The organism is Cryobacterium zhongshanensis (assembly GCF_022760445.1).
GTDB lineage: Bacteria > Actinomycetota > Actinomycetes > Actinomycetales > Microbacteriaceae > Cryobacterium > Cryobacterium algoricola.
The window spans coordinates 983,453-1,005,488 of the sequence record NZ_JALGAR010000001.1 but is presented as its reverse complement, the minus strand read 5'-3'; the positions used below and the strand labels follow the sequence as shown (position 1 = coordinate 1,005,488).

The 22,036-nt window shown below is 68.6% G+C and carries 18 protein-coding genes and 1 tRNA gene; 3 read left to right on the top strand and 16 right to left on the bottom strand.

Translation table 11 applies throughout. From position 1 onward, the window contains the following. Nucleotides 1–110: 110 nt before the first annotated feature. From MQH31_RS04550 to MQH31_RS20835, 6 genes are all read right to left on the bottom strand, one after another. Nucleotides 111–2,882 (bottom strand): ABC transporter permease, encoded by a 2,772-nt coding sequence (locus tag MQH31_RS04550; protein WP_243011091.1) that lies wholly within the window; start codon nt 2,880–2,882, stop codon nt 111–113. Next, nucleotides 2,882–3,604, bottom strand: a complete 723-nt coding sequence (locus MQH31_RS04545) for an ABC transporter ATP-binding protein (protein WP_243011090.1) — start codon at nt 3,602–3,604, stop codon at nt 2,882–2,884. The genes MQH31_RS04550 and MQH31_RS04545 overlap by 1 nt, the downstream gene beginning before the upstream one ends. Continuing rightward, complete coding sequence (locus MQH31_RS04540; protein WP_243011089.1) at nt 3,601–4,224, bottom strand: PadR family transcriptional regulator; 624 nt, start codon at nt 4,222–4,224, stop codon at nt 3,601–3,603. The genes MQH31_RS04545 and MQH31_RS04540 overlap by 4 nt, the downstream gene beginning before the upstream one ends. Nucleotides 4,225–4,515: 291 nt before the next feature. After that, nucleotides 4,516–4,589 (bottom strand) — tRNA-Met (locus MQH31_RS04535). 178 nt (nt 4,590–4,767) lie between these two features. Then, nucleotides 4,768–7,668, bottom strand: a complete 2,901-nt coding sequence (locus MQH31_RS04530) for a UPF0182 family membrane protein (RefSeq protein WP_243011088.1) — start codon at nt 7,666–7,668, stop codon at nt 4,768–4,770. 125 nt (nt 7,669–7,793) lie between these two features. After that, entirely contained in the window at nt 7,794–8,927 is a 1,134-nt protein-coding gene (locus tag MQH31_RS20835) for a YlbL family protein (protein ID WP_243011087.1), read from the bottom strand. A gap of 129 nt (nt 8,928–9,056) precedes the next feature. Between MQH31_RS20835 and MQH31_RS04520 the strand changes: the two genes are divergently transcribed. Beyond that, nucleotides 9,057–10,430 carry a zinc-dependent metalloprotease gene (locus MQH31_RS04520; protein WP_372488110.1) on the top strand — a complete coding sequence of 458 codons (1,374 nt, stop codon included), beginning with the start codon at nt 9,057–9,059 and terminating at the stop codon, nt 10,428–10,430. Nucleotides 10,431–10,442: 12 nt separating this feature from the next. On the opposite strand, the gene MQH31_RS04515 is transcribed toward MQH31_RS04520, so the two are convergent. The 5 genes from MQH31_RS04515 to MQH31_RS04495 all read right to left on the bottom strand — a co-directional run bounded on the left by MQH31_RS04515 (nt 10,443) and on the right by MQH31_RS04495 (nt 16,289). Then, a complete protein-coding gene (locus MQH31_RS04515; RefSeq protein ID WP_243011086.1) occupies nt 10,443–11,306 on the bottom strand; it encodes an aldehyde dehydrogenase family protein in 864 nt (287 codons plus the stop codon). Next, nucleotides 11,303–12,832 carry an aldehyde dehydrogenase family protein gene (locus tag MQH31_RS04510; RefSeq protein WP_243011085.1) on the bottom strand — a complete coding sequence of 510 codons (1,530 nt, stop codon included), beginning with the start codon at nt 12,830–12,832 and terminating at the stop codon, nt 11,303–11,305. Before MQH31_RS04510 ends, MQH31_RS04515 begins: the two co-directional genes overlap by 4 nt. A gap of 11 nt (nt 12,833–12,843) precedes the next feature. Next, entirely contained in the window at nt 12,844–13,863 is a 1,020-nt protein-coding gene (gene deoC, locus MQH31_RS04505) for a deoxyribose-phosphate aldolase (RefSeq protein WP_243011084.1), read from the bottom strand. Nucleotides 13,864–13,894: 31 nt separating this feature from the next. Continuing rightward, nucleotides 13,895–14,845, bottom strand: a complete 951-nt coding sequence (locus tag MQH31_RS04500) for a sugar-binding transcriptional regulator (RefSeq protein ID WP_243011083.1) — start codon at nt 14,843–14,845, stop codon at nt 13,895–13,897. 220 nt (nt 14,846–15,065) lie between these two features. Beyond that, complete coding sequence (locus MQH31_RS04495; protein WP_243011082.1) at nt 15,066–16,289, bottom strand: MFS transporter; 1,224 nt, start codon at nt 16,287–16,289, stop codon at nt 15,066–15,068. A 40-nt stretch (nt 16,290–16,329) separates the two neighbouring features. Here MQH31_RS04495 and MQH31_RS04490 point away from each other — a divergent pair, with 40 nt between their 5' ends. After that, on the top strand, nt 16,330–17,025 hold the full coding sequence (locus MQH31_RS04490; protein WP_243011081.1) for a maleylpyruvate isomerase family mycothiol-dependent enzyme: 696 nt from the start codon (nt 16,330–16,332) through the stop codon (nt 17,023–17,025). Here MQH31_RS04490 and MQH31_RS04485 read toward each other — a convergent pair. The 5 genes from MQH31_RS04485 to MQH31_RS04465 are packed head-to-tail and all read right to left on the bottom strand — an operon-like array spanning nt 17,022 to nt 20,502. Further along, nucleotides 17,022–17,999 carry a bifunctional riboflavin kinase/FAD synthetase gene (locus MQH31_RS04485; protein WP_243011080.1) on the bottom strand — a complete coding sequence of 326 codons (978 nt, stop codon included), beginning with the start codon at nt 17,997–17,999 and terminating at the stop codon, nt 17,022–17,024. The two genes, MQH31_RS04490 and MQH31_RS04485, sit on opposite strands and share 4 nt — an antisense overlap. After that, complete coding sequence (locus MQH31_RS04480) at nt 17,996–18,448, bottom strand: hypothetical protein (RefSeq protein WP_243011079.1); 453 nt, start codon at nt 18,446–18,448, stop codon at nt 17,996–17,998. The genes MQH31_RS04485 and MQH31_RS04480 overlap by 4 nt, the downstream gene beginning before the upstream one ends. 37 nt (nt 18,449–18,485) lie before the next feature. Continuing rightward, nucleotides 18,486–18,854, bottom strand: a complete 369-nt coding sequence (locus MQH31_RS04475; protein WP_243011078.1) for a hypothetical protein — start codon at nt 18,852–18,854, stop codon at nt 18,486–18,488. Beyond that, nucleotides 18,851–19,855 (bottom strand): tRNA pseudouridine(55) synthase TruB, encoded by a 1,005-nt coding sequence (truB, locus tag MQH31_RS04470; protein ID WP_243011077.1) that lies wholly within the window; start codon nt 19,853–19,855, stop codon nt 18,851–18,853. The genes MQH31_RS04475 and truB overlap by 4 nt, the downstream gene beginning before the upstream one ends. Continuing rightward, a complete protein-coding gene (locus tag MQH31_RS04465) occupies nt 19,852–20,502 on the bottom strand; it encodes a TetR/AcrR family transcriptional regulator (RefSeq protein WP_243011076.1) in 651 nt (216 codons plus the stop codon). Before MQH31_RS04465 ends, truB begins: the two co-directional genes overlap by 4 nt. 94 nt (nt 20,503–20,596) lie before the next feature. Here MQH31_RS04465 and MQH31_RS04460 point away from each other — a divergent pair, with 94 nt between their 5' ends. Further along, entirely contained in the window at nt 20,597–22,021 is a 1,425-nt protein-coding gene (locus tag MQH31_RS04460; RefSeq protein WP_243011075.1) for a DHA2 family efflux MFS transporter permease subunit, read from the top strand. The last annotated feature ends 15 nt before the right edge of the window (nt 22,022–22,036 follow it).

Sequence of the window (22,036 nt, the reverse complement as noted above, 5' to 3'; positions counted from 1 at the left end):
AGTCTAGTGAGGCTGCTGGGATTTCCCGGATTCGACCGGTCCTACAGAAGGAACTCACAGAATTGCCGGTCAAATAGGGTTTCTTCCGTAGACGCTCCTCGATTGACCCCCTACGTGATGGTGCGCTGGATTCCCTCGTCGAAGCGGGCCGGGCGAGCGAGCAACCAGCCGGCGCTCGCTATGACGACGGGTAGCCCGATGGTCAGGATCGCCAGCTGCGCCCACGGCGGAGCGAATGGCTCCAGGTCGACCAGCCCGATCATCACGGGCCCGAGGAGGCCCAGAATCCCACCGAGAAGCGCTCCCGTACCGGCAAGGAGCGCTGACTGCCAGAAGGCCATAGCGCGGCGCATGCCCGGGTTGGCCCCGATGGCGCTCAGCGTGCTGTCATCCCGGCGGCTGTCGGCGCGAGCAAGACCCAGGGCGACGGCAGCGGCACCGAACGCGATGAGCGCAGCGACCGCCATCAGCGCCCACCCCGATGTTCCTGTCGTGCTCGCAGGCGCCTGTTCATATCGGGCCAGGAGGTCGACGCCACCGGTCAAGGACCGTATGGACGCTCGCAGTTGCTCCTGCGTCGCCCCATCCGGGGGCGTGGAAAACGAGGCGAGGACTCGATAGTCGACTGTGTCCAGTGCGTGAGACACGGCCGTTGCGGCCAGCATGAACACCCCGAAGCGGATCGGGTGTGCTGGTTTCTGCACGACAGCGGGAATCGCTGTCGTCTTCGTGGGCGTTGTGGCCGCCGTGGCGCTTGCAGGAATCCAGTTGATGAGAATGGTGCCGTCGTCCTGCACGTACTGCGGATAGAGGGAGACCGCTCCCCCGGTGCGCAGAGTGTTCCGGGCGTTGTCGGAGACGGGGGCGTCGAGGATGAGGGCGAGATCGTCAACGGTCCCGACCCAGATTCGTGGTGCCGATTCAGTGGTGAACAGATAGAGCGGCGCCCCGCATGCCGCTTCGGTGAGCGGGCCGCCGGCCACGTCACATCGCACGTCCGGCCGCAGTGCGAGAGTGGGAACCGGCGCAGTGTCCGCCGGCCCGCGTTCCTGGATGGTAGGAACCCCGGAAAGGACCCCCACCGTCTCCGCACCCGGCATCGACGCGACGAGCCTCGCCACCTGAGAACCGATCGGATGCACCAGCTGGTTCCCGCTCCCGGTCCAGCTGTCGAGGTCTACCGCGAGTTGTCCCTCGGCCGTGAGGCGTTCGTATCCTGCCCGGGCGGATGCATCGGAGGCCCCGAAGAACGCGAGGAGCAGGGTGCCGAGGAAGACCGTCGACATGATGGCCGCGAGTACGGGCACTGAGCGGGCTCGGTTGCGAACGGCATCACGTCCAGCCAGTCTGGCGGACCGGCCGAGATGGCTGAGGAGCCCTGCTGCCGCGGTCAGGATCACTGGCGCAATCACCAGCACGCCCATCTGGGCGACCACGGGACCGGCGAGCACCAGCAGGAGTGCGAGCTGATACGACGATCCATTCGTGATGATGCCGAGCGAGGAGACGCTCGCGGCACCGGTGTACGCACCGCCGCCGGTGATGGCCACCCCCGCAATCACAACCCCGACACCGATCCAGCGCAGCCCGCCACGGCGAACCGACGGAGGCCGTCGCGCACCGGTCAAAGCCACCACGACGTCCAGACGCGATGCCGACCACGCCGGGACCAGGGCGGCCATCCAGCCGATCACGGTGGCGAAGAGCGCGATCCCGATCAGGATCGGAGCGGAGAGGTGGTAGCCCCAATACTGGACGGCACTGCCGTCTCGGCTCAGCACCATGTAGAGCGACCCACCGGCGACCCCGAGCGCCACCCCGGCGATGCCCCCGGCGAATCCGAGGACCAACCCGCTCGCGCTCACGATCTGAAAGAGGGTCTTCCGCCGACCCCCGACACTGGCCACTGTCGCCAACACACGCTGCTGTTGCCGCGCGCCGACCGCGAACGCGGCACCAGCGAGCAGGGCCACTTCCAGGACGGCGAACGCCGCTCCGGCCAGGGTCAGGGTGACGATTGTGCTCGCGACCCCGGAGAAACCCGTCGATCCATCCAGCGCGGAGCTTCCCGATGGGGGCGGGTCCAGCAACACGGACCGGGACAGCGCTACCGCCCCCACGGCATTCAGTTTCTGAACTGCCGCCCAATCGAGTGGATGCCCGAAAAGATAGAAGTCGTCGCGACCGGCGATCGGATTCGTGTCGCCGGTGAACGCACCGAGGCGGCCGAAGACAACCGAGGTCGCGTCAGAGTACTGTGCGGCGTCCAGCACGCCGACGACCGTCACCGTCCGCTCCGGATCAAGAAGCGTGACCGATTCGCCGAGGTCCACCCCCAGGTGGTCGAGCGCCGCTGCGGTGGCCAGGACCTCAGCGACCGTTTCCGGCGCCCGCCCGTCGACGAGTCGGAACTTCGGTGCGAACGCCGGGTTCCACACCTCGCCCTCGACCGCTGTCATCCCGGCGATGCCCGCAGGGGTTCTCACGGTCACGTCGGCCGCTCGAACCGCTGTGAGGTCCCAGCCCGCGGGCAGGAGCGACTTCGGGTCGGCGAGAGCGGCATCCGGATCGGAGTTGACCGGGGTCCCGCCGGAGTCGAGTTCGACCTGGTGCACGTCAGGCTCGGTGGGACTCTGCACCATAGAGGCGTCCGGGCTGCCCACGATCGTGATGCGCGCATCCGCCTGTCCGAGCTCCACCGTTACCGTCTCAGCGGTCGTGGGCAGCATGCTCATGCCGACCAGCGCAACGCCGCTCAGTCCCGCCACGGGAATCGCGATCATCGCCATGATCAGCGAGCTACGCCCTTTGGCCGCCCACGCGTCTCGGCGCGCGAATCTCAACGCCGCACGGAACGGCGAGAGATGGCTCGTGCGCGACATCAGCGGTCCGCGCCGAGCAGTGCTTCTTCCGCGGTTCCCTGCGACGTCTCGCCGACAATCCGCCCATCCTGCAGATAGACGATTCGATCCGCCCACGCCGCGTGCCGGGCGTCATGGGTGACCAGGACCGCACCCGCCCCCGCATCGACCCGGCGCCGCAGGATCCGGAGCACCAGTTCTCCGGTCTGGCTGTCCAAGGCTCCGGTCGGCTCATCCGCAAGAATCAACCTGCGTGTGCCGACGACGGCTCGCGCAATCGCGACGCGCTGCTGCTGGCCCCCGGAAAGATCGTCAGGGAAGCGGTGCGCCCGGTCGGATAATTCGACCGAGGCGAGCGCGTCCATGCCCGCCCGTCGGGAGTCCCGGGCGCGCCAACCGTCGAGCTCGAGGGGAAGCGTCACGTTCTCGAGTGCCGTGAGCGCGGGAATCAGGTTGAAATCCTGAAACACGAAGCCCAGGGTGCGACGTCGGACCACCGCGAGCTGCTTCGCACTCATCTCACTGATCCATTGGCCGTCGATAACCACCTCGCCTGAGGTGGGTTTGGTCAGACCACCGGCGACGGTGAGCAGCGTCGACTTGCCTGACCCCGACGCGCCCATGACCGCCACCATCTCGCCGGCCGCAATGGTCAAGTCGATGCCGGCCAGCGCGCTCACCGCGGTCTCGCCTCGCCCATACTGGCGGGAAACACCGGTGAGGCGCAGCAGCTCCTGGCTCATCGGGCCACCGACTCGTTCGTCGACGTCGGCTCGCTTCGCGCCGGGCGCCCGCGTCGCGGCAGTTCGGGCTGTATCCCTGTGGCCGAGAGCCCCTCGGCCCGCGCTCGTGTCAGGCGAGAGCGTGAATGGTCGAGCCAACGGATCTCGGCCTCCGCCTGGAAGATCATCGAGTCGACGACCAGAAGCCAGGCGAGTTCATCCGTTGACCCTGGGTCGCCGCCGCTGTTCTTGGCCCGAGTCAGGTCCTGCAGGGTCGACATCGTCGACATCCGCTGCAGCCGAACGATCTCATCGATGTCGACACCGGGCAGGGTCACCGCGATCGCGAGCTTGATCGCGAGTTCGTCACGAGTGGTCTCCGCACGCGGAACGGGTGAGCGCAGCCACGAGGCGACCTCATCGTGGCCGGAGGCCGATATCGAATAGAACACGTGACCTTCGGCGTCGGTCTCGCCCTTGACGACAAGGCCGTCGCGCTCCAGCCGGTCGAGCGTGTTGTAGATCTGCCCGACATTGAGCGGCCAGGTTGCGCCAGTACGTCGCTCGAACTCCGCGCGCAACCGATACCCGTAACTCGAGCCCTGATCGAGAATGGCGAGAATACTCTGACGTACCGACACGAAGACCCCGCAATGTTCGACCGAATAATACATGTCGAGTATATACACACCCGGCATGCATCAAGATACGGTGACAATGGCGCGCATCGGGCCCTTCGACGGCTCGACAGAGCGCAAGCCGCGACCGCGACTGCGCTCCAAGTCCGGACGAGGGCGATCAGGTCCAGCGAGGAATCGCCCTGGGACAGTTCAGGGCTCCACTCCCGTGGGGCTGGGCGTGGGCGTGGCCCACGATCATCGATCCCGGGCAAGAAAAAAGCCCCCGGAACCTTACGGTTCCGGGGGCATCTGTTGCGGGGGCAGGATTTGAACCTACGACCTCTGGGTTATGAGCCCAGCGAGCTACCGAACTGCTCCACCCCGCGCTACAAGAAGTAGCTTATCACAGCCTTGAGGCCCAGTCGAACCACGCGGCGCCGTGCATGCTGCGCGGGTTCTGTGCCGGCTCGCGTGCGTTCTGCCTCACGCACAGACGGCCGGCTCCCGGAAGGGAGTCGGCCGTCTGTGCAGCGGGTGCGTGCCCGCGGTCGGTGCTTCCGCCTGCTACTGGCCCAGGAGGGCGAGCATGCTCGCGATGGTGTCGGAGAGCTTCTTGTCCGCCACGCCGTATGCCGCGAAGTCACCGGCGGTGAGTGCCGCCTGCTTGTCCGCGATGGCCTGCTTGGCGACGGCCAGGAGGGCCTGGAGTTGGGCATCCGTTGCCGGGTTCCCCGTCGTCGTGGACGGCGTCGTAGTGCCCCCGGTTGTCGGCGTCGTCGTTCCGGTCGTCGGCACCGCGGTGTCGCCGGCCTGGGCGCCCGAGCTGCCGCCGAAGAGCACGTCGAGCGCCTTGTTCAGGGTGTCCTCGAAGGCGATCTGGTCTCCGAAGGCCACGAGGACCTTCTGGAGCAGCGGGTAGCTGGTCTCACCCGTGGACTGCACATACACCGGCTGCACGTAGAGGAGACCGCCGCCGACGGGCAGCGTGAGCAGGTTGCCGTTCAGCACCTTCGACTGGCCCTGCTTGAGCAGGTTGAGCTGGGTGGAGACCGTCGGGTCGGCGTTGAACTTAGCCTGCACCTGGCCGGGGCCGGGCACGGTATTGGCCTTGGGCAGGGTGAGCAGGCGGAGCTTTCCGTACTCCGCCGATCTGACCCCGTCGGTGGAGCCGGCATCCGAGTCGACGGCGAGGTACCCGGTGAGCACGTTCCGGCTCGTGGTGCCCGTCGCGTCGGGGATGAACGTCGAGTACAAGGTGAACGCCGGCTTCTCCGAACCCGGAACCTGCATCGTCAGGTAGTACGGCGGCTGGAGGGTCGTGTTGTTCGTCGGCGACACCGGGTCGTTCGGCGTGGTCCAGGCGTCGTCGTGCGAGTAGAACGAGCCGGGTTCGGTCACGTGGTACTGGCTGAGGATGTGACGCTGCACCTTGAAGAGGTCGGCCGGGTAGCGGACGTGGCTCATCAGCTGCCCGCTCATCTCGCTCATCGGCTTGACCGTGGTCGGGAAGATCTTCTGCCAGGTCTTCAGGATCGGGTCGGTGGTGTCCCAGGCGTAGAGGGTGACCGAGCCGTCGTAGGCGTCGACCGTTGCCTTGACCGAGTTGCGCATGTAGTTGATCTTGTCGAGCGCGAACGGCTGGGCGGGTGTCTCGGTGTCCGTGATGGCATCGCTGAGGCCGACGGGCGTGGAGTACGGGTAGTCGGCGCTCGTCGTGTAGCCGTCGACGATCCACTTCACCCGGCCGTCGACGACGGAGGGGTATGCGGAGGAGTCGAGAGTCAGGTACGGGGCGACCTTCTGCACGCGCGTGACGGGGTCCCGGTCGTAGAGGATCTGCGACTGGTCGTTCACCGCGTTGGCGAGGAAGATCTGTTCGGACTGGAACTTGAGCGCGTAGATGAGTTTATTGAACGCGGTGTCGAGCTTCGGACCGCCGTTGCCGGTGAACGTCGTGTACGTCTGCTGGGCGCCATCGGTGCCGGACGGATAGTCGAGCTCGACGGGCTTGCTGTCCGCCGCGGCTCCGACGATCGAGTAGGGCGGCGAGTTCTCACCGAAGTAGATCCGCGGCTCATAGGTGCCGAGCGATCCGGTCGTCGGGATGCCGGACTCGAGGAACACGGGCTGGCCGTCTGCCGAGCGCTGGTTGCCGTATGCCGCGACGACGCCGTACCCGTGGGTGTAGACGATGGTCGAGTTGACCCAGGTGTTGCCGGCGTTGAGCCCGGACAGCTTGAGGTCACGGACGGCGACGACGGTGTCCTGGGACTTGCCGTCGATCGTGTACCGGTCCACGGCGAGGTTCTTCGGGAACTGGTAGTACTGCTTGAACTGCTCCAACTGCGAGAAAGCATCGCTCACGAGGGCAGGGTCGAGGATCCGGATGTTGGCGGTCGTCGTCGCATCCGCTCGGAGTGCCCCGGGCTCTGCGGTCGTGGTCGCGTTGTACGGGACCTCCGTGACGTTGGAGAGGTCGTAGGCGTTCCGGGTGAGGTCGATGTTCCGTTGGATGTATTCGGCCTCGAGGGACTTGGCGCTCGGGTCGACCTGGAAGCGCTGTACGACCCACGGGTAGAGGGAGCCGAGCAGCAGGCTCGTGACGATGAGGAGCGCCGTGCCGATCACGGGCAGGCGCCAGCGGCCGATGATGGCCGTGACGAGGAACAGGATCGCGACCACGGCGGCGATGCCGGCGAGGATAGCGCGGCCGGGGATGGTGGCGTGGGTGTCGGTGTAGCCGGCACCCGTGATGAGGTCGTTCGTGGTGGTGAGCGTCGAGTACTGATCGAGCCAGATGCTGAGGGCCTGCAGGACCAGGTAGAGGCTCGCGGTGACGGCGATCTGGACGCGTGCGGCCTTGGACACGAGGATCTCGCGGCCGCTGACCCGAATCGAACCGTAGAGGTAGGTGGTCGCGATCGCGACGATCGCCGAGATGAGCACGACTGCGGAGGCGAAGCCCAGGAACGCCTGGAAGAAGGGCAGGTCGAAGAGGTAGAACGACACGTCGAGGTGGAACTGCGGGTCCGTGGTGCCGGTGTCGGTGCGGTTCAGCCACATCAGCACGACCTGCCAGCGGGTGGCGGCGGCGACGCCGGCGAAGAGGCCGAGCAGCGCGGGGATGCCGTACATCGCGAGGCGACGGAGCGGCTCGATGACCTGCTGGTAGCGATCGAGCTGCGAGTTGAGCTTCGCGTAGACGGGACGCATCCGGTAGGCGATCTGGATGCTGACGAAGACCGGGATCGCCATGGCGAGGAAGCCGACGAAGAAGAGGGCGGCTCCTGCCGCCCACTGGGTGGTCAGCACGCTCAGGAAGCCGAGCTGGTTGAACCAGAGCACGTCGGCGTAGAGGCCGGCGAACACGAAGAACAGAATCACCAGCCCCGCGATGATGGCGGCCGTAATGGCGAGGGGGGCACGACTCCTGCGAGGAGCGTTTCCGGTGGATTGTGACGTCACGAATGGGCCTCTTGGTCTGTAAATCGGCGGTCAGGCCTCATTCTAGACAGGGGTTCTGGGAGCATGCCTGCCAGCAGACCCCAAGCCGGCTCCGAGTTCCCTGCAAGGCGGCTGGGGTATCCCCCTTATTGCACGGGACAGTGCGGGAGTGCGCTCGTGTCCGCGCCTGTTTTGATCGCATTCAGTGCGGTCAGCGCCTGGTCGAGGGTCGTGACCGAGAAGACCGTGAGACCGTCAGGGACGTGGCCGGTCACCTCGTCGCAGTCGTCGGCGGGGGCGAGGAACCAGTCCGCTCCTGCGCTCCGGGCGCCGGCGAGCTTCTGGCGGATGCCGCCGATCGGGCCGACCGTTCCGGCCTGGTCGATCGTTCCGGTGCCTGCGACATTCTCGCCACCTTGGAGAAGCCCGGGGGTGAGCTTGTCGATGATGCCGAGTGCGAACATCATGCCGGCGCTCGGGCCGCCGACCCGGTCGAGCTGGATGGTGACCGTGAACGGGAACTGGTACTCGGTCTTGACGTTGATCCCGATGATCGCGGAACCGTTCGAATCGACGGGGGTGACGGTGAGGTCCTGCGCGACGCCGCCGCGCACGATGCCGACGGTTGCGGGGACTCCCGCGCCGTTCGCCGTGAGCGCGGCGCGGAGGGAGGTGATGTCGGCGATGGCGGCGCCGTTGACGGTGGCGATCTGGTCGTCCGCCTGGAGGACGCCCGTTGCCGGCGAACCGTCGGGCAGCGAGACCACGGACACGATCGTCGGGTAGCTGTAGCCGAGGTTGGTCAGGGCGGCGGCGATCGCATCCTGCTGGGAGTTGACCATCTGCGCGGTGTTCTCCTCATCGCGCTGCTGCGTCGTGATGTTCGAGGGGAACGCCGCCTCGATCGGGATGACGGCCTCGCTGGAGTCCAGCCAGGCGCCGGCGACCTTGAGCCAGCTCGGACGGTTGTCCGGGTTGCCGACGAGGGACACCGTGAGCATGTCGAGCGTCCCGTCGGTCGGGAAGGTCTTCGCTCCGTCGATGGTGATCAGCGGCCGGTCCGCACCGTCCTCTGCGATGGTGGAGCCGATGGTGTTGTACACCGGGCCGGGCTTCTCGATCACGTACGGCGCCGGGGTGACACCGAGGACGATGCCGCAGGCGAGGGCGATGCTGAGCACGATCCAGCCGGCCTTGGCCGCGCGCCGGGAGCGGGGAGAGCGCTTCTCCCAGGTGGTACCGGAGTCGAGTGGCGTCGGGTCGTCGGTGAAGAGGGCCACCGGGCTCCTTCCAGGTTGTGCCGGGCGTTCGCGGCAAGCGGACACCAGACCTCTCAGCGTAGGTCATTTCCCAGTTCGGGCCGGGCGTCTCGGACTAGCGTAGAAGCAAGCGACTGAGAGGTGCCTGAAGTGCCCGACGACTCCCGACCCGACGAGGGTCCCAACCCGGAAGACGAATTCCGGGACATGTTGCGCGACATCCTGTCGGGCAAGTCCTCCATCGATCCGAGCCAGCTCGCCGGAGCGGCCGGCCTGCCGGCAGACCCGGCAAGTATCAATGCTCTGATGCAGCAGTTGCAGGGCGCCCTCCGGGGCAACGGTGACGGCGGTATCAGCTGGGATGCGGCCCTCACGCAGGGTCAGACCAAGGCCGCTGAGGCCCAGGTCGCCGTGACTCCCGCCGAGCACGCCGCCCTCGACCAGGCGTTCCACATTGCGGCGCTCTGGCTCGACGAGGTGACCGGCATCGCCGAGCTCACGGTCGTGCCCCGCCTCCTCACCCGCAAGGAATGGGTCACGGAATCCATGCCGGTCTGGACCCAGTTGGCCGAGCCGGTGGCGAACAGCATCTCCGACTCCCTGACCAAGGTGCTCACCGACCAGGCCCCCGAAGAGCTCAAGGGCATGATGGCCGGCGCGAGCAAGATGATGCGCAGCATCGGCGGCACCCTGTTCGCCATGCAGCTCGGCCAGGTCGTCGGCCAGCTCGCGAGCGAGGTCGTCTCCGGCGGCGACGTCGGCATCCCGCTCCTGACCGACCAGCAGGCCGCCCTCGTGCCGCAGAACGTCGCCGCGTTCGGCGAGGACCTCGACGTGCCGATCGACCAGGTGCAGATCTACCTCGCCGTTCGTGAACTCGCCCACGCCCGCCTGTTCCGGCACTCGCGCTGGCTGCGCCTACGGCTGATCAGTTCGATCACCGACTTCGCCCACGACATCAGCATCGACTCCGGGCGTCTCGAAGAACTCGCCGAGGGGTTCGACCCGTCCAACCCCGAGGAACTGCGGCAGGCGATCCTGAACGGCTCGCTGATCCCGCCGAAGTCGGAGACCCAGCTCGCCGCCCTCGCGAGGCTCGAGACGATGCTCGCCCTCGTCGAGGGCTGGGTCGACGTCGTGACCGTCGAAGCCACGAGCCGGCTCCCCCGCGCCGACGCGATCAACGAGACGGTCAAGCGCCGTCGCGCCTCAGGCGGCCCAGCGGAGTCCGCGTTCTCGACCCTCGTCGGGCTCGAACTGCGCCCGCGCCGGTTACGCGAGGCCGCCGCGATGTGGCAGGCCGTGACGGATGCCGTCGGCAACGACGGTCGTGACGCACTGTGGGCGCACCCGGACCTTCTGCCCACGTCAGCGGACCTCGACGACCCGAAGGCGCTCGTCGCCCGGCTGACGAGCACGGCCGCGAGCGTCGCGGCCGGCACGGAGCCCGAACTCGACGAGGTCGACCAGGCCCTCGAGGATCTGCTGCGCGAGGACGGACCAGACCGCCCCCACGAGGAGTAGCCCCCTCCCGGGCTAGAGCAGGCCCTTGGTGTGCCAGACGGTCTTCGTCTCCGTGAAGGCGAGGATCCGGGCGAGGGACGGCGCCGCGGCATCCGCCCCGGATTCCGGCTGGAGCACCCGGGTGAGGGTCTCGGCGGCATCGATCTCGAGGTGCACCCAGTCCAGGTCGCCGGCGCCGAGGAGGTCGATCGCGTTGACGTCGGCGTGGCTCGCGAGCCACGGCGCCATCTCGGCGGGCGACCCGGTGAGGATATTGACGACGCCGCCGGGAACGTCGCTCGTGGCGAGTACCTCGCCGAGGGTGATCGCCGACAGCGGCCTGGTCTCGTCGGCGACGACGACGACCGTGTTGCCCGAGACGAGGGCTGGGGCGACGGCGCTCACGAGACCGAGCAGCGAGCCGCCGGACTGCGGCGCGATGATTGCGACGACACCCGTCGGCTCCGGGACGGAGAGGTTGAAGTACGGCCCGGAAACTGGGTTGGCGTTGCCCGCGACCTGCAGGTACTTGTCCGCCCAGCCGGCGTACCAGACCCAGCGGTCGATGGCCTCGTCGACCTGCCTGCCCGCGGCCGACTCGGGCACACCCTCCGACTGCATGATCTCGTGGGCGAACTGGGTACGACGGCCCTCGAGCAGCTCGGCGATGCGGTAGAGCACCTGGCCGCGGTTGTACGGGGTGGCGCGCGACCAGCCCCCGAAAGCGGAGCGGGCCGCGACGACGGCATCCCGGGCATCCTTGCGGGATGCCTGCGCCGCGTTCGCGAGGAAGTCGCCACCCGGCGTCGTCACGGCATAGACGCGACCGGATTCGCTGCGCGGGAACGTGCCGCCGATGTAGAGCTTGTAGGTCTTGGGGACGGCGAGGCGGGTCACTTGGCGGCCTTCTTTCGTGCGGCGGGCGACTTCACGGGATGACCGGATTCCACGGTCACGGCATGGCGGGCGGCGGCGACTGCGGCGCTGCCCGCCGGCCGGAGGTAGGCGGCGAGGCCGTGACGGCCGCCCTCGCGGCCATAACCAGACTCCTTGTAGCCGCCGAAGGGACTCGCGGGGTCGAACCGGTTGAAGGTGTTGGCCCAGATCACCCCGGCACGGAGCCGGTCGGCGACGGCGAGCACCCGGCTGCCCTTGTCGCTCCAGATCCCGGCGGAGAGACCGTACGGCGTGTTGTTCGCCTTCGCGATCGCCTCCTCGGGGGTGCGGAACGTCAGCACGGACAGCACGGGGCCGAAGACCTCGTCGCGGGCAATGCGATGGCTCGTCGACACGTTGGAGAAGATGGTCGGGCGGAACCAGAACCCGTTCTCCGGCAGTTCGCAGTCGGGGCTCCAGCGTTCGGCGCCCTCCTCCTCGCCGATGGCGGAGAGTTCGGTGATGCGCTTCAGCTGGTCGGCGCTGTTGATCGCGCCGATGTCGGTGTTCTTGTCGAGCGGATCGCCGAGGCGCAGCGTCGAGAGTCGGCGCTTGAGCCGGTCGACGACCTCGTCGTGGATGCTCTCCTGGACGAGCAGCCGGCTGCCCGCGCAGCAGACGTGGCCCTGGTTGAAGAAGATCCCGTTCACGATGCCCTCGATGGCCTGGTCGATCGGGGCGTCGTCGAAGACGATGTTCGCCGCCTTGCCGCCGAGCTCGAGGATGATCTTCTTGTCGGTCCCTGCGACGGCGCGGGCGATGGCCCGCCCAGCCCCTGTCGAACCGGTGAAGGCGACGAGGTCCACGTCGGCGTGCCCGACGAGTGCCTGCCCGGTCTCGCGGCCGCCCGTGACGATGTTCACCACGCCGGCGGGCAGTTCGGCCTGCTGCAGGATCTCCGCGAAGAGCAGCGCGGTGAGCGAGGTCGTCTCGGCCGGTTTGAGGACAACGGTGTTGCCTGAGGCGAGGGCGGGAGCGATCTTCCACGCGAGCATCAGCAGCGGGAAGTTCCACGGGATGACCTGGGCGGCGACGCCGCGCGCCGCGGGGTCGACCCCGAGTCCGGCGTGGTCGAGCTTGTCGGCCCAGCCGGCGTAGTAGAAGAACCAGGCGGCGACGAGGGGGATGTCGACGTCACGGCTCTCGGTGATCGGCTTGCCGTTGTCGAGCGTCTCGGCGACGGCGAGCTCGCGGGCGCGCTCCTGCACGAGGCGCGCGATCCGGAACAGGTACTTGCCGCGGTCACTGCCCGAGAGGGTGGACCAGCGGCGCTCGTATGCGCGACGGGCGGCGGTGACCGCGGTGTCGACATCCGCCGCGTTCGCGTGGGCGATCAGCGCGAGCTGCTTCTCGGTCGCGGGGTTGATGGTCGGGAAGGGCTCACCACGGCCGGCGACGAACTCGCCGTCGATGAAGAGTCCGTATTCGGGGCGGAGGTGCAGGAGCGCCTGGGACTCCGGCGCGGGGGCGTAGTCGAGAAAGCTCATGGGGGTTTCCTTCAGTCGATCGTCACGTAGTCGGGGCCGGAGTAGTGCCCGCCCTGCATCTTCTGCCGTTGCATCAGCACGTCGTTGAGGAGGCTCGAGGCGCCGAAGCGGAACAGGCCCGGCGTCAACCATTCGTCGCCGACGGTCTCCGCGACGGCGACGAGGTACTTGATGGCGTCCTTCGAGGTGCGGATGCCGCCGGCAGGCTTCACGCCGACCTTCGTCCCGGTGAGGCGGTGCCAGTCGCGTACGACCTCGATCATCGAGAGCGTCACGGGCAGGGTCGCCGCCGGCTGCATCTTCCCGGTCGAGGTCTTGATGAAGTCGCCTCCGGCGAGGATGGCGAGCCAGGAGGCGCGGCGCACGTTGTCGTAGGTGCCCAGCTCGCCGGTCTCGAGGATCACCTTGAGGTGGGCGACGCTGCCGTCGGCACGGCGGCAGGCGTCCTTGACGGCGACGACCTCGTCGTAGACCTGGCCGAAACGTCCGGAGAGGAATGCGCCGCGGTCGATGACCATGTCGATCTCGTCGGCGCCGGCCGCGACCGCGTCGGCCACGTCGGCGAGCTTCACGGCGAGGGAGGCGCGGCCGCTCGGGAACGCGGTGGCAACGGAGGCGACGGAGACACCCTGGTCGCGGCCGGCGGCGTGTGCGGAGCCGAGCGCCTCGACGGCATACGGGACCATGTCCCCGTAGACGCAGACCGCGGCGACGCGAGGACAGCCCGGGTCGACGGGGTCCGGCGTGACCGCCTTGCCGACGAGGGAACGGACCTTGCCTGGCGTGTCGGCTCCCTCGAGGGTCGTGAGGTCGATCAGGCCGATGATCGTGTCGATCGCCCGTTTCTTCGAACTCGTCTTGATCGAACGGGTGCCGAGGGCGGCGGCGCGCTGTTCGAGCCCGGCCGCGTCGATCCCGGGGATCCCGTGCAGGTAGCGGCGGAGGTTCGCGTCCGTGGCCTCGCCGCCGATGAGGGCGAGGGCGCGGGACCTCGTCGAGGCCTGGGTCGCTACCACTGGGGTGCTTGTCATGACATCTCCTCGCAGGGGGGTGTGGTGGGAGTCAGGGTGCTTCGCCCAGGACGGCCAGGGCGGTGTCCTCGTCGGTGACGAGCACGGTGCACAAGCCGCTGGAGACGATGGCGCGGGCGACGGCGTGCTTGGTGCTGCCTGCGATCACGGCGATCGCGGTCGGGGCCCTCCGCAGCTGCTCGAGCCGGATGCCGATGGTCCGCTCGTCGAGTTCGAGGTCGACGATGTGGCCGTCCGCGTTGATGTACCGGCCGACGATGTCGCCGACGGCGCCCTTGCGCACGAGTTCGGCGACCTGGTCGGCGGTGAGGTAGCCGCTGTCGACGAGCGCCGAATTCTCGTCGGCCTGGCCGGCGCTGAACAGGTAGGCGGATGCCGCGCTGCCCAGGTCGAGGACCGTCGCGACGGCGCGGTCGGACTCGATCGCGAGCTTGGTTTCGACGAGCTCGAGGATCGCGGGACTCGGCAGCAGGGTCGCCGAGCCGAGCGCCTTCTGCGCGATCGTGACCGCCGTCGCGGCGGCCGTGCCGGTACGCCGGTTGAGGCTGACACCGCCGTTGATCTGCACGACGTTGACTCCGCGCGCCCAGCCGGGCTTCAGGCCCTGGGCCACCTCATGCAGGGTGCGACCCCAGCTGATGCCGAGGGTCGAAGGCACCGGGCGGAGCGCCGTGAGGTAGTCGGCAGCGGCCTGGGCCGCCCTCGATTGCAGTTCCTCGTCGGTCGAGACTCCGGCGGCGGAGACGACGACGGCATCGCTCAGCCCGGTGTGTTCCCGCAGCCGGCGCTCGACGATGAGGCGGCGGGCCCGCGGGTGCACGATCTCGATCCGGATGAAGCCGCTGGCCTTGGCCTGCGCGAGGAGCCGACCGACCTTCCAGCGGGTGAGCCGGAGCACGGCGCCGATCTCGTCCTGGGTCTTGTTCTCTTCGTAGTACAGCTCGGCGGCGCGAATGGACAGCAGTTCGTCTGTATCGATCACGCGGTCCTCCGTTGGCTCCCCATCCAGCGTAGGACGCGCAGACGCAGGCCTCAACTGTTGTGGGAAAACTTGCTCACATGAGCACACGCATCATTGCGTCTCGCGGCGCGCGGTACGTCTCGCGGCGCGCGGTACGTCTCGCGGCGCGCGCCGGACGGGGCGCCCCGAGACGGAAGGTACGCCGCGAGGCGCGCGGGGGCATCCGTCGGCCGGCGGAGGGTCAGTGGGCGCGGTCGAGGTCGTCTTCGAGGAGGTGCGGGCGGGCGATGACGCGCGCGGCGAAGCCGACGGCGAGGGCGGTCGCGATCAGGAACCCGAGCGGCCAGGTCCAGCCCCCGGTGAGCTGGTGCAGCACGCCGACGACGAGCGGGCCGAGCGCGCCGAGGGTGTACCCGACACTCTGCACGAACCCGCTGAGCGCGACCGAGCCCTCGTGGGTGCGGGTACGGAGGTTGATCAGCACGAGCGCGAGCGGGAAGTAGAGCGGACCGAGACCGGCGAGCAGCACCCAGAGCACTGTCAGGGTGCCCGGCGCGACGAGCAGCCCCACGTCACCGGCGATGAAGGCGAACATGCCGACGTAGATCAGGAGGCTGAGGTTCTTCATCCGCACGGCGAGCCACGGGACGATGAGCGCGCACGGCAGGCCGACGGCGGCGTAAAGGGACAGCAGTGTCCCGGCCTGGCCGGGGCTGAGCCCCGCGGTCTGGGTGAGCATCAGTGGAAGCCACGCGAAGAGCGCGTATGCGTTGAGCGACGACGTCCCGAAGACGACGGCGATCGCCCAGGCGATCGAGGAACGGCCGATCCGGGCGAGCAGCACCGGCTCGGCCTCGGGGACCGCGGGCGGGGCGGTCTCGGAGATCCGGTGCCGCACGAGCATGGTGGCCCAGGGCACGAGGGCGAGGAGGGCGGGGATCATCCACATGCCGAGGGAGACCCGCCAGCCTGCGGCATCCGCCACCGGGACCGCGACGAGCGGCGGAACGAGGGTGCTCAGCGACAGCACCGTGACGTAGAGGGAGGTCACGAGGCCGACGCGGTCGGGGAAGTACTTCTTGACGAGCGGGGGCAGCAGCACGTTGCCGACGCCGAGGCCGGCGAAGGTCACGACGCTGCCGATGATGAGCCAGGTCAGGGAACCGGCGCCGCCGCGGAGGAGGTGGCCGGCGAGGATTGCGACCAGGGCGACGACGACCACCCGTTCGAGCCCGATGCGGCGGGTGAAGACCGGCGTGAAGATGCCGAAGGCCGCGAAGCAGACCGGTGGGAGCATGCCGAGCACGCCGATGGCGAGCGCACCGAGCGGCACGTCGACGCTGATCGACAGGACGATCGGGGACAGCGCGGCGACGGCCGTTCGCAGGTTCGCCGCGACGAGGAGGATGCCCAGAAGTGCGAGGGTTCGCCCGGCCCAGAGACTGCGGATCGGGGTTGGGTTCACCGGCCAAGTCTATTCACCGGGCGCGTCTAGGCTGGACGGCATGCCCGATATCTCGCAGTACCTGCCGTTCAGCCGAAAGCCCCAGCTCGACGACACCGGGACGACCGCCGACTGGAGTGCGGAGATCGCGGCGACCCTGACCGGTATCGCAGACATCCTCGAGACGCTGTCCCCGGAGGAATGGGAGACGCCGAGCCTCTGCGCCGGCTGGCGGGTGCGCGACACGGCCGGGCATCTGGTCTGGCGGGTCGGCACCCCGACGCGGGAGCTGCTCGGCACCGGGTGGACGGCAGTGCGGGAGCAGTTTCCGAACCCGAGTGTGAACCACGCCGTCGACTCGCTCAGCCGCCGGGCTGCCGAGGCGGAGCCGGACGCGCTCGTGGCGTCGCTCCGCGCCACTGCCGCGGAATACGCTGCCGGGCGAGTGACCGGGCGAGTGCGCCACGGGATCACCGAGCTGACGGAGGTCGTCGTCCACGGACTCGATCTGGCGCATCCGCTCGGCAGGGCCCTCGATGTCTCGCCGGTCGCGCTCGGCGCGGTTGCGGTGCGCAAGGCCCTGATCGCGCCGACCTCGGTGAAGGCGGTCGTACGCCGCCGGACGCTCGTGGCGACGGATGCCGGCTGGCGCGTCGGCCGCGGGGCCGTGATCGACAGCACGGCCGTGAACATCGTGCTCTTCCTCTTCGGCCGGGAGGGCTTCACGCCGACCGGGCCGCGCTCCCCCGCAGCCTAGGCGCGCGGCGGCCCGCTCTGGCCCGAGTGCATGGTCGAGTCGGCGAGCAGCGTGCGGATCTGGTCGACGTCGGCTCGCATCTGCACGATGAGGGGATCGATGCCGGTGAAGGCGACCATGCCGCGGATCCGGTCGACGAAGGACACCTCGACGACGTGACCGTAGAGGTCGATTTCCCGGTCGAGAACGTACGCCTCGACCTGCTTCTGCGCGACCCCGTGGAAGGTCGGGTTGTTGCCGACCGAGATCGCGGCCGGGTAGCGGGTCGCGCCGTCCGTGAGCCAGCCGGCGTAGACGCCGTCCGCCGGGATGAGCCCCTCGGATTCCTCCGAGATGTTGGCCGTCGGGAACCCGAGTTCGCGGCCGCGGGCCGCTCCGTGCACGACCTCTCCGCGCACGGTCGGGGTGTGGCCGAGCAGCTCACCGGCCGCTCGCACGTCGCCGCTCGCGAGCAGTTCCCTGATCCAGGTCGAGGAAACCCGGCGTACGCGGTCGGGCTTGACGTCCTCGATGAGGTCGACGACGAAGCCGAATCGCTTGCCGAGTTCGGTGAGCAGGGCGATGTCCCCCGCCCCGTTGGCGCCGAAGCGGAAGTCCTCCCCGACGAGAACGTGGCGGGCGTGCAGCCCGTTCACGAGCACCGTCTCGACGAACACCTCGGGCGGAAGGCTCGCGAGCTCCTGGGTGAACTCGAGCACGAGGGTGGCGTCGACGCCGGTTTCGGCGAGCAGCCGGAGCTTCTGTTCTGCGCTGATCAGGAAGGGCGGGCACTTCTCGGGGGCGAGCAGGGCGAGCGGATGCCGGTCGAAGGTCACGATGACGGCCGTGAGCCCCTGCGCCTCGGCAATGTCGTTCAGTCGACCGATGACGGCACGGTGGCCGGCGTGGACGCCGTCGAACTTTCCGATCGTGACCGCGGAGCCGCGGGTGCCGGCTTCCAGCGGGAGGGAGCCGATGCCGGAGAGGACCTTCACCGGCGGGCCTGCTGTCCGGCCGGACGATGGCGGGCGAGCCACATCATCCCGAGGATCGGCAGCACGAGTGGGATGAAGAGATAGCCACTGCCGAAGACCGACCAGACCGAGTCGTGCGGGAAGAGCGCGGGGTCGACGATGCTCAGGGTGCCGACGACGAGCACGCCGAGCAGTTCGAAGGAGATGGTCGCCCACGCGATGCGGTACCAGCGGCCGCTGCTCCGCACGAGCGCGATGGTCGCGACGATGTACACGACGGCGGACAACGCCGAGAGGGAGTACGCGAGCGGTGCCTGGTCGAACTTGGAGGCGATCTGCACGAACGAGCGGCCGGTCGCGGCGAGCGCGAGCAGTCCGTAGACGGCGATCAGCAGGCGGCCGACGCCGGTGACCCTGCGCTTCTGCGGTCCATCGACGACGTTCTCGGGTGCGCTCTTCGGTCCGGTCATGGCCTGACAATTATCGCAGCAAGTTGGGACGTCACTCTCACAGGCCCTGAACTGTCCAAATCTGGAACATGCGGTACACCATGACCGCGATCGCGAGGCATGCGCCGCCGAGGATCACCGTGCTCCAGCGGCTGCGTTCGATGAGTGCCCAGGCCGCGGCCGCGACCGGAACGAGGAGTGCGCTCACGAGATAGGTGTAGAACTCGAGCAGGCTCCCGCTCGCGGTGTTCCCGGCGAACGGCGCCGCGATCGACACGACGAGCTGTCCGACCAAAAGCAATTCGACGAGCGCCGTCGCGCCCAGGGTCAGGTCGTTCGGAACCCGGCCGAGCAGTCCGAGAACGAGGCAGAGCAGGCCGGCGAGCACGGCGACGCCGACCTGGAGCCAGGTGAACCACTCGATCATGAGGATTCCCCCGCCGCGGTCTCGTCCGGCGGGAAGTTGATCACGGTCCGGGCCTGCGTGCCCCGGAGCTCGACGAGGCCGACGAGCCGGCCGCCGGGGGCGATCGCGGCGAGTGGGGCGGCGGCCCCCGCTGTTCCGTCGTCCTCGACCGCAGCCGTCACCTCGATGCGCTTGCCGTGCCCGAGGTCGATGGCCTGTTGCTCGGTGAGGTCGAGGCGCCCGAGCACGCGCGTTGCGGCATCCGCCGGCTTGATGAGACCGGCGGCGACGTCGAGCTCCGCGAGGGGCTGGGCATTCTCGATCCGGAACGGGCCGATGCGGGTGCGGCGAAGCGCGGTGAGGTGTCCCCCGACGCCGAGCCCGGCGCCGAGGTCGCGGGCGAGAGCCCTGATGTAGGTCCCCGAGGAGCACTCGACGCGCACCTCGAGGTCGAGGAAGCCGTCGACGGCCGTACTCGACAGCAGGTCGAACGCGCAGATCGTGACCGGGCGAGAGGGCAACTGCACGTCCTCCCCGTCGCGCACGCGGGCGTACGCGCGCTTGCCGTCGACCTTGATCGCGCTCACCGCGCTCGGCTGCTGGCTGATGGCACCGGTCAAGAGCCGGATTCCCGCCGCAACGGACGCGGGTTCGATGCGTGCTACGGATGCCTCCGGTGCGCGGGAGAGCTCCTCGCCTTCCGCGTCGTCCGTGGTCGTCGCGGCGCCGAGCCGGATCGTGGCCAGGTACTCCTTGTCGAGGCCGACGATGAAGGTGAGCAGCCGGGTCGAGCTGTTGATGCCGAGGATCAGCAGGCCGGTGGCCATCGGGTCGAGGGTGCCGGCGTGGCCGACTTTGCGGGTTCCCGCGAGGCGCCGGGTGCGGGCGACGGCGTCGTGGCTCGTCCAGCCCTGGGGCTTGTCGACGAGGAGGAGGCCGCTCGCGGTGGAGTGCACCCGCGCGCTGTTCCGGGACGAGGTCTCGTCGTTGGGTTCGGTCTCCCGCTCGATGTCTGCACTCATGAGCGTGTCCACGTTGCTCCCGACGCGTCGAGCACGACGTCGAGCTTGCCCCGGAAGGCGCACCGCATCAGTTCCTCGGCGGCCTCGTCGTCCTCGAAGATATCCGGGAGCCGGATCGCGAGCAGGGTGTTGAAGAGCATGCCGTTCGCGAGGAAATCGCGGATGGTCTCTGGGCTGAACCCGGCTTCGTCGCGCAGCATCCGGTAGATCTGCAGGAAGCCCTCCCTGGCCTTGGCGCCGATCACCGGGTCGTGCCCGGTGATGAAGGCCTGCATGAGCGAGAGCAGGATGCCGCGGTCGTCGATCAGGTCGACGTAGGCGGCCCCGAGGCGGGTGATGAGCGGATCGGCGTCGTCGCCGTCGTCGGCCGGCCGGTGCTCGGCCAGGGTCTCGCGGAAGGTCGTCATGAGTTTGTCGAGGGCGCGCGCGACGACCTCGAGGAAGAGGTTCTCTTTGGTGCCGAACATCCGCACGACATAGGGCTGGCTGATTCCGGCGGCTTGCGCGACCTGGTCTGTCGTCGCACCCGAGTAGCCCCGCTCGCCGAAGACACGGCTCGCCGCGGCCAGGATCTGTTCCCTGCGCAATGCCGCGGGGATTCGTTCGGTGGTCGTTTCTTTGGCTGCCGTACCGGAATCTTCACTCACTCTTGACATGGTATCCGCGAATAACTATCGTGTCATTTTGTAATCATTCGATTACATCATTCCGGTTCGTTGTCTCTCCTCGATTGGATACCACGTGTCCCTGCCGCTCACGCGTCGCGTCCCGATCTGGCTCGCCATCGTCGCGTCCTCACTCCCCATGTTCATGGCCACCCTCGACAACCTCGTCGTGACCGGCGCGCTGCCCGTGATCAACCGCGACCTCGGCGCATCCATCGAGGAGCTGCAGTGGGTGATCAACGCGTACTCCCTGAGCTTCGCGACGTTCATGCTGATGGCCGTCGCCCTCGGTGACCGCTTCGGCCGGCGCACGGTCTTCCTCACCGGAATCGCGATCTTCACGGTCGCCTCCGCACTGTCGGCGCTCTCGGTCGAGCCTTGGCAGCTCATCGCCGCCCGGGCGATCCAGGGCGTCGGCGCCGCGGCCCTGATGCCGTTGTCGCTGACCCTCCTCGTCGGCTCGGTCAGCGACAGGCTCCGCCCGGCGGCGATCGGAATCTGGGGCGGCATCTCCGGGCTCGGCGTCGCCCTCGGCCCCCTGATCGGCGGCGCCGTCATCGAAGGCTGGAACTGGCAGGCCATCTTCTGGTTGAACGTCCCGCTCGGCGTGGTCTCGATCCCGCTCGCGTTCGTCGCCCTGCCCAACAGCTTCGGCGCCAGGGTCCGGGCGGATGTCGTGGGGCTCGTCCTCGCCGGAGTCGGCGTCTTCGGTCTCGTCTACGGCATCGTTCGCGGAAACGACGCGGGCTGGACCAGCCTCGAAGTCCTCGGTGCCCTCGCGGGCGGCGCGGTCCTGCTCGCCGCGTTCATCGCCTGGGAGGCCAGGACTCCCGACCCGTTGTTGCCGCTCCGCCTGTTCCGGGACCGCAGCTTCACGGTCGCCAACCTTGTCGGCCTCACCTTCAGCTTCGGCATCTTCGGCTCGATCTTCATCCTGATCCAGTTCCTGCAGGTCGTGCAGGGGCACACCCCGCTCGAGGCCGGCCTGATGACGATGCCGTGGACGCTCGCGCCGATGGTGGTCGCGCCTCTCACCGGACTGCTGAGCCCGCGAACGGGCACCCGGCTGCCGATCGTGCTCGGTCTCTCGTTTCTCGCGATCGCGATGGGCTGGCTCGCGATCGAGATGAGCGCCACGGTTGCATACATCACCCTCGTGCCCGCGTTCCTCCTCGCCGGAGTCGGAATGGGGCTCGTGTTCGCACCGAGCTCGACGGCGGTGCTCGCAAACATGGTCCCGAACGATCACGCGAAGGCCACCGGGACCAACTCGACCCTGCGCGAGATCGGCGTGGCGCTCGGCGTCGCCGTGCTGACGGCCGTATTCACGGGCGCCGGAGGAGAGCTGACCCCGACCGGCTACGTGGACGCGGCCGTCCCCGCGATCGTCGTCGGGGCATCCGTGCTCGCGCTCGCCGCCGTGATCGGGCTCGCCCTGCCGCACGGCCGCCGCGCTCCGGCCGCGACTCCCGTCCCTGAACCCGTCGCCCTTTCCGTCTGACCCTCCCGACACCTC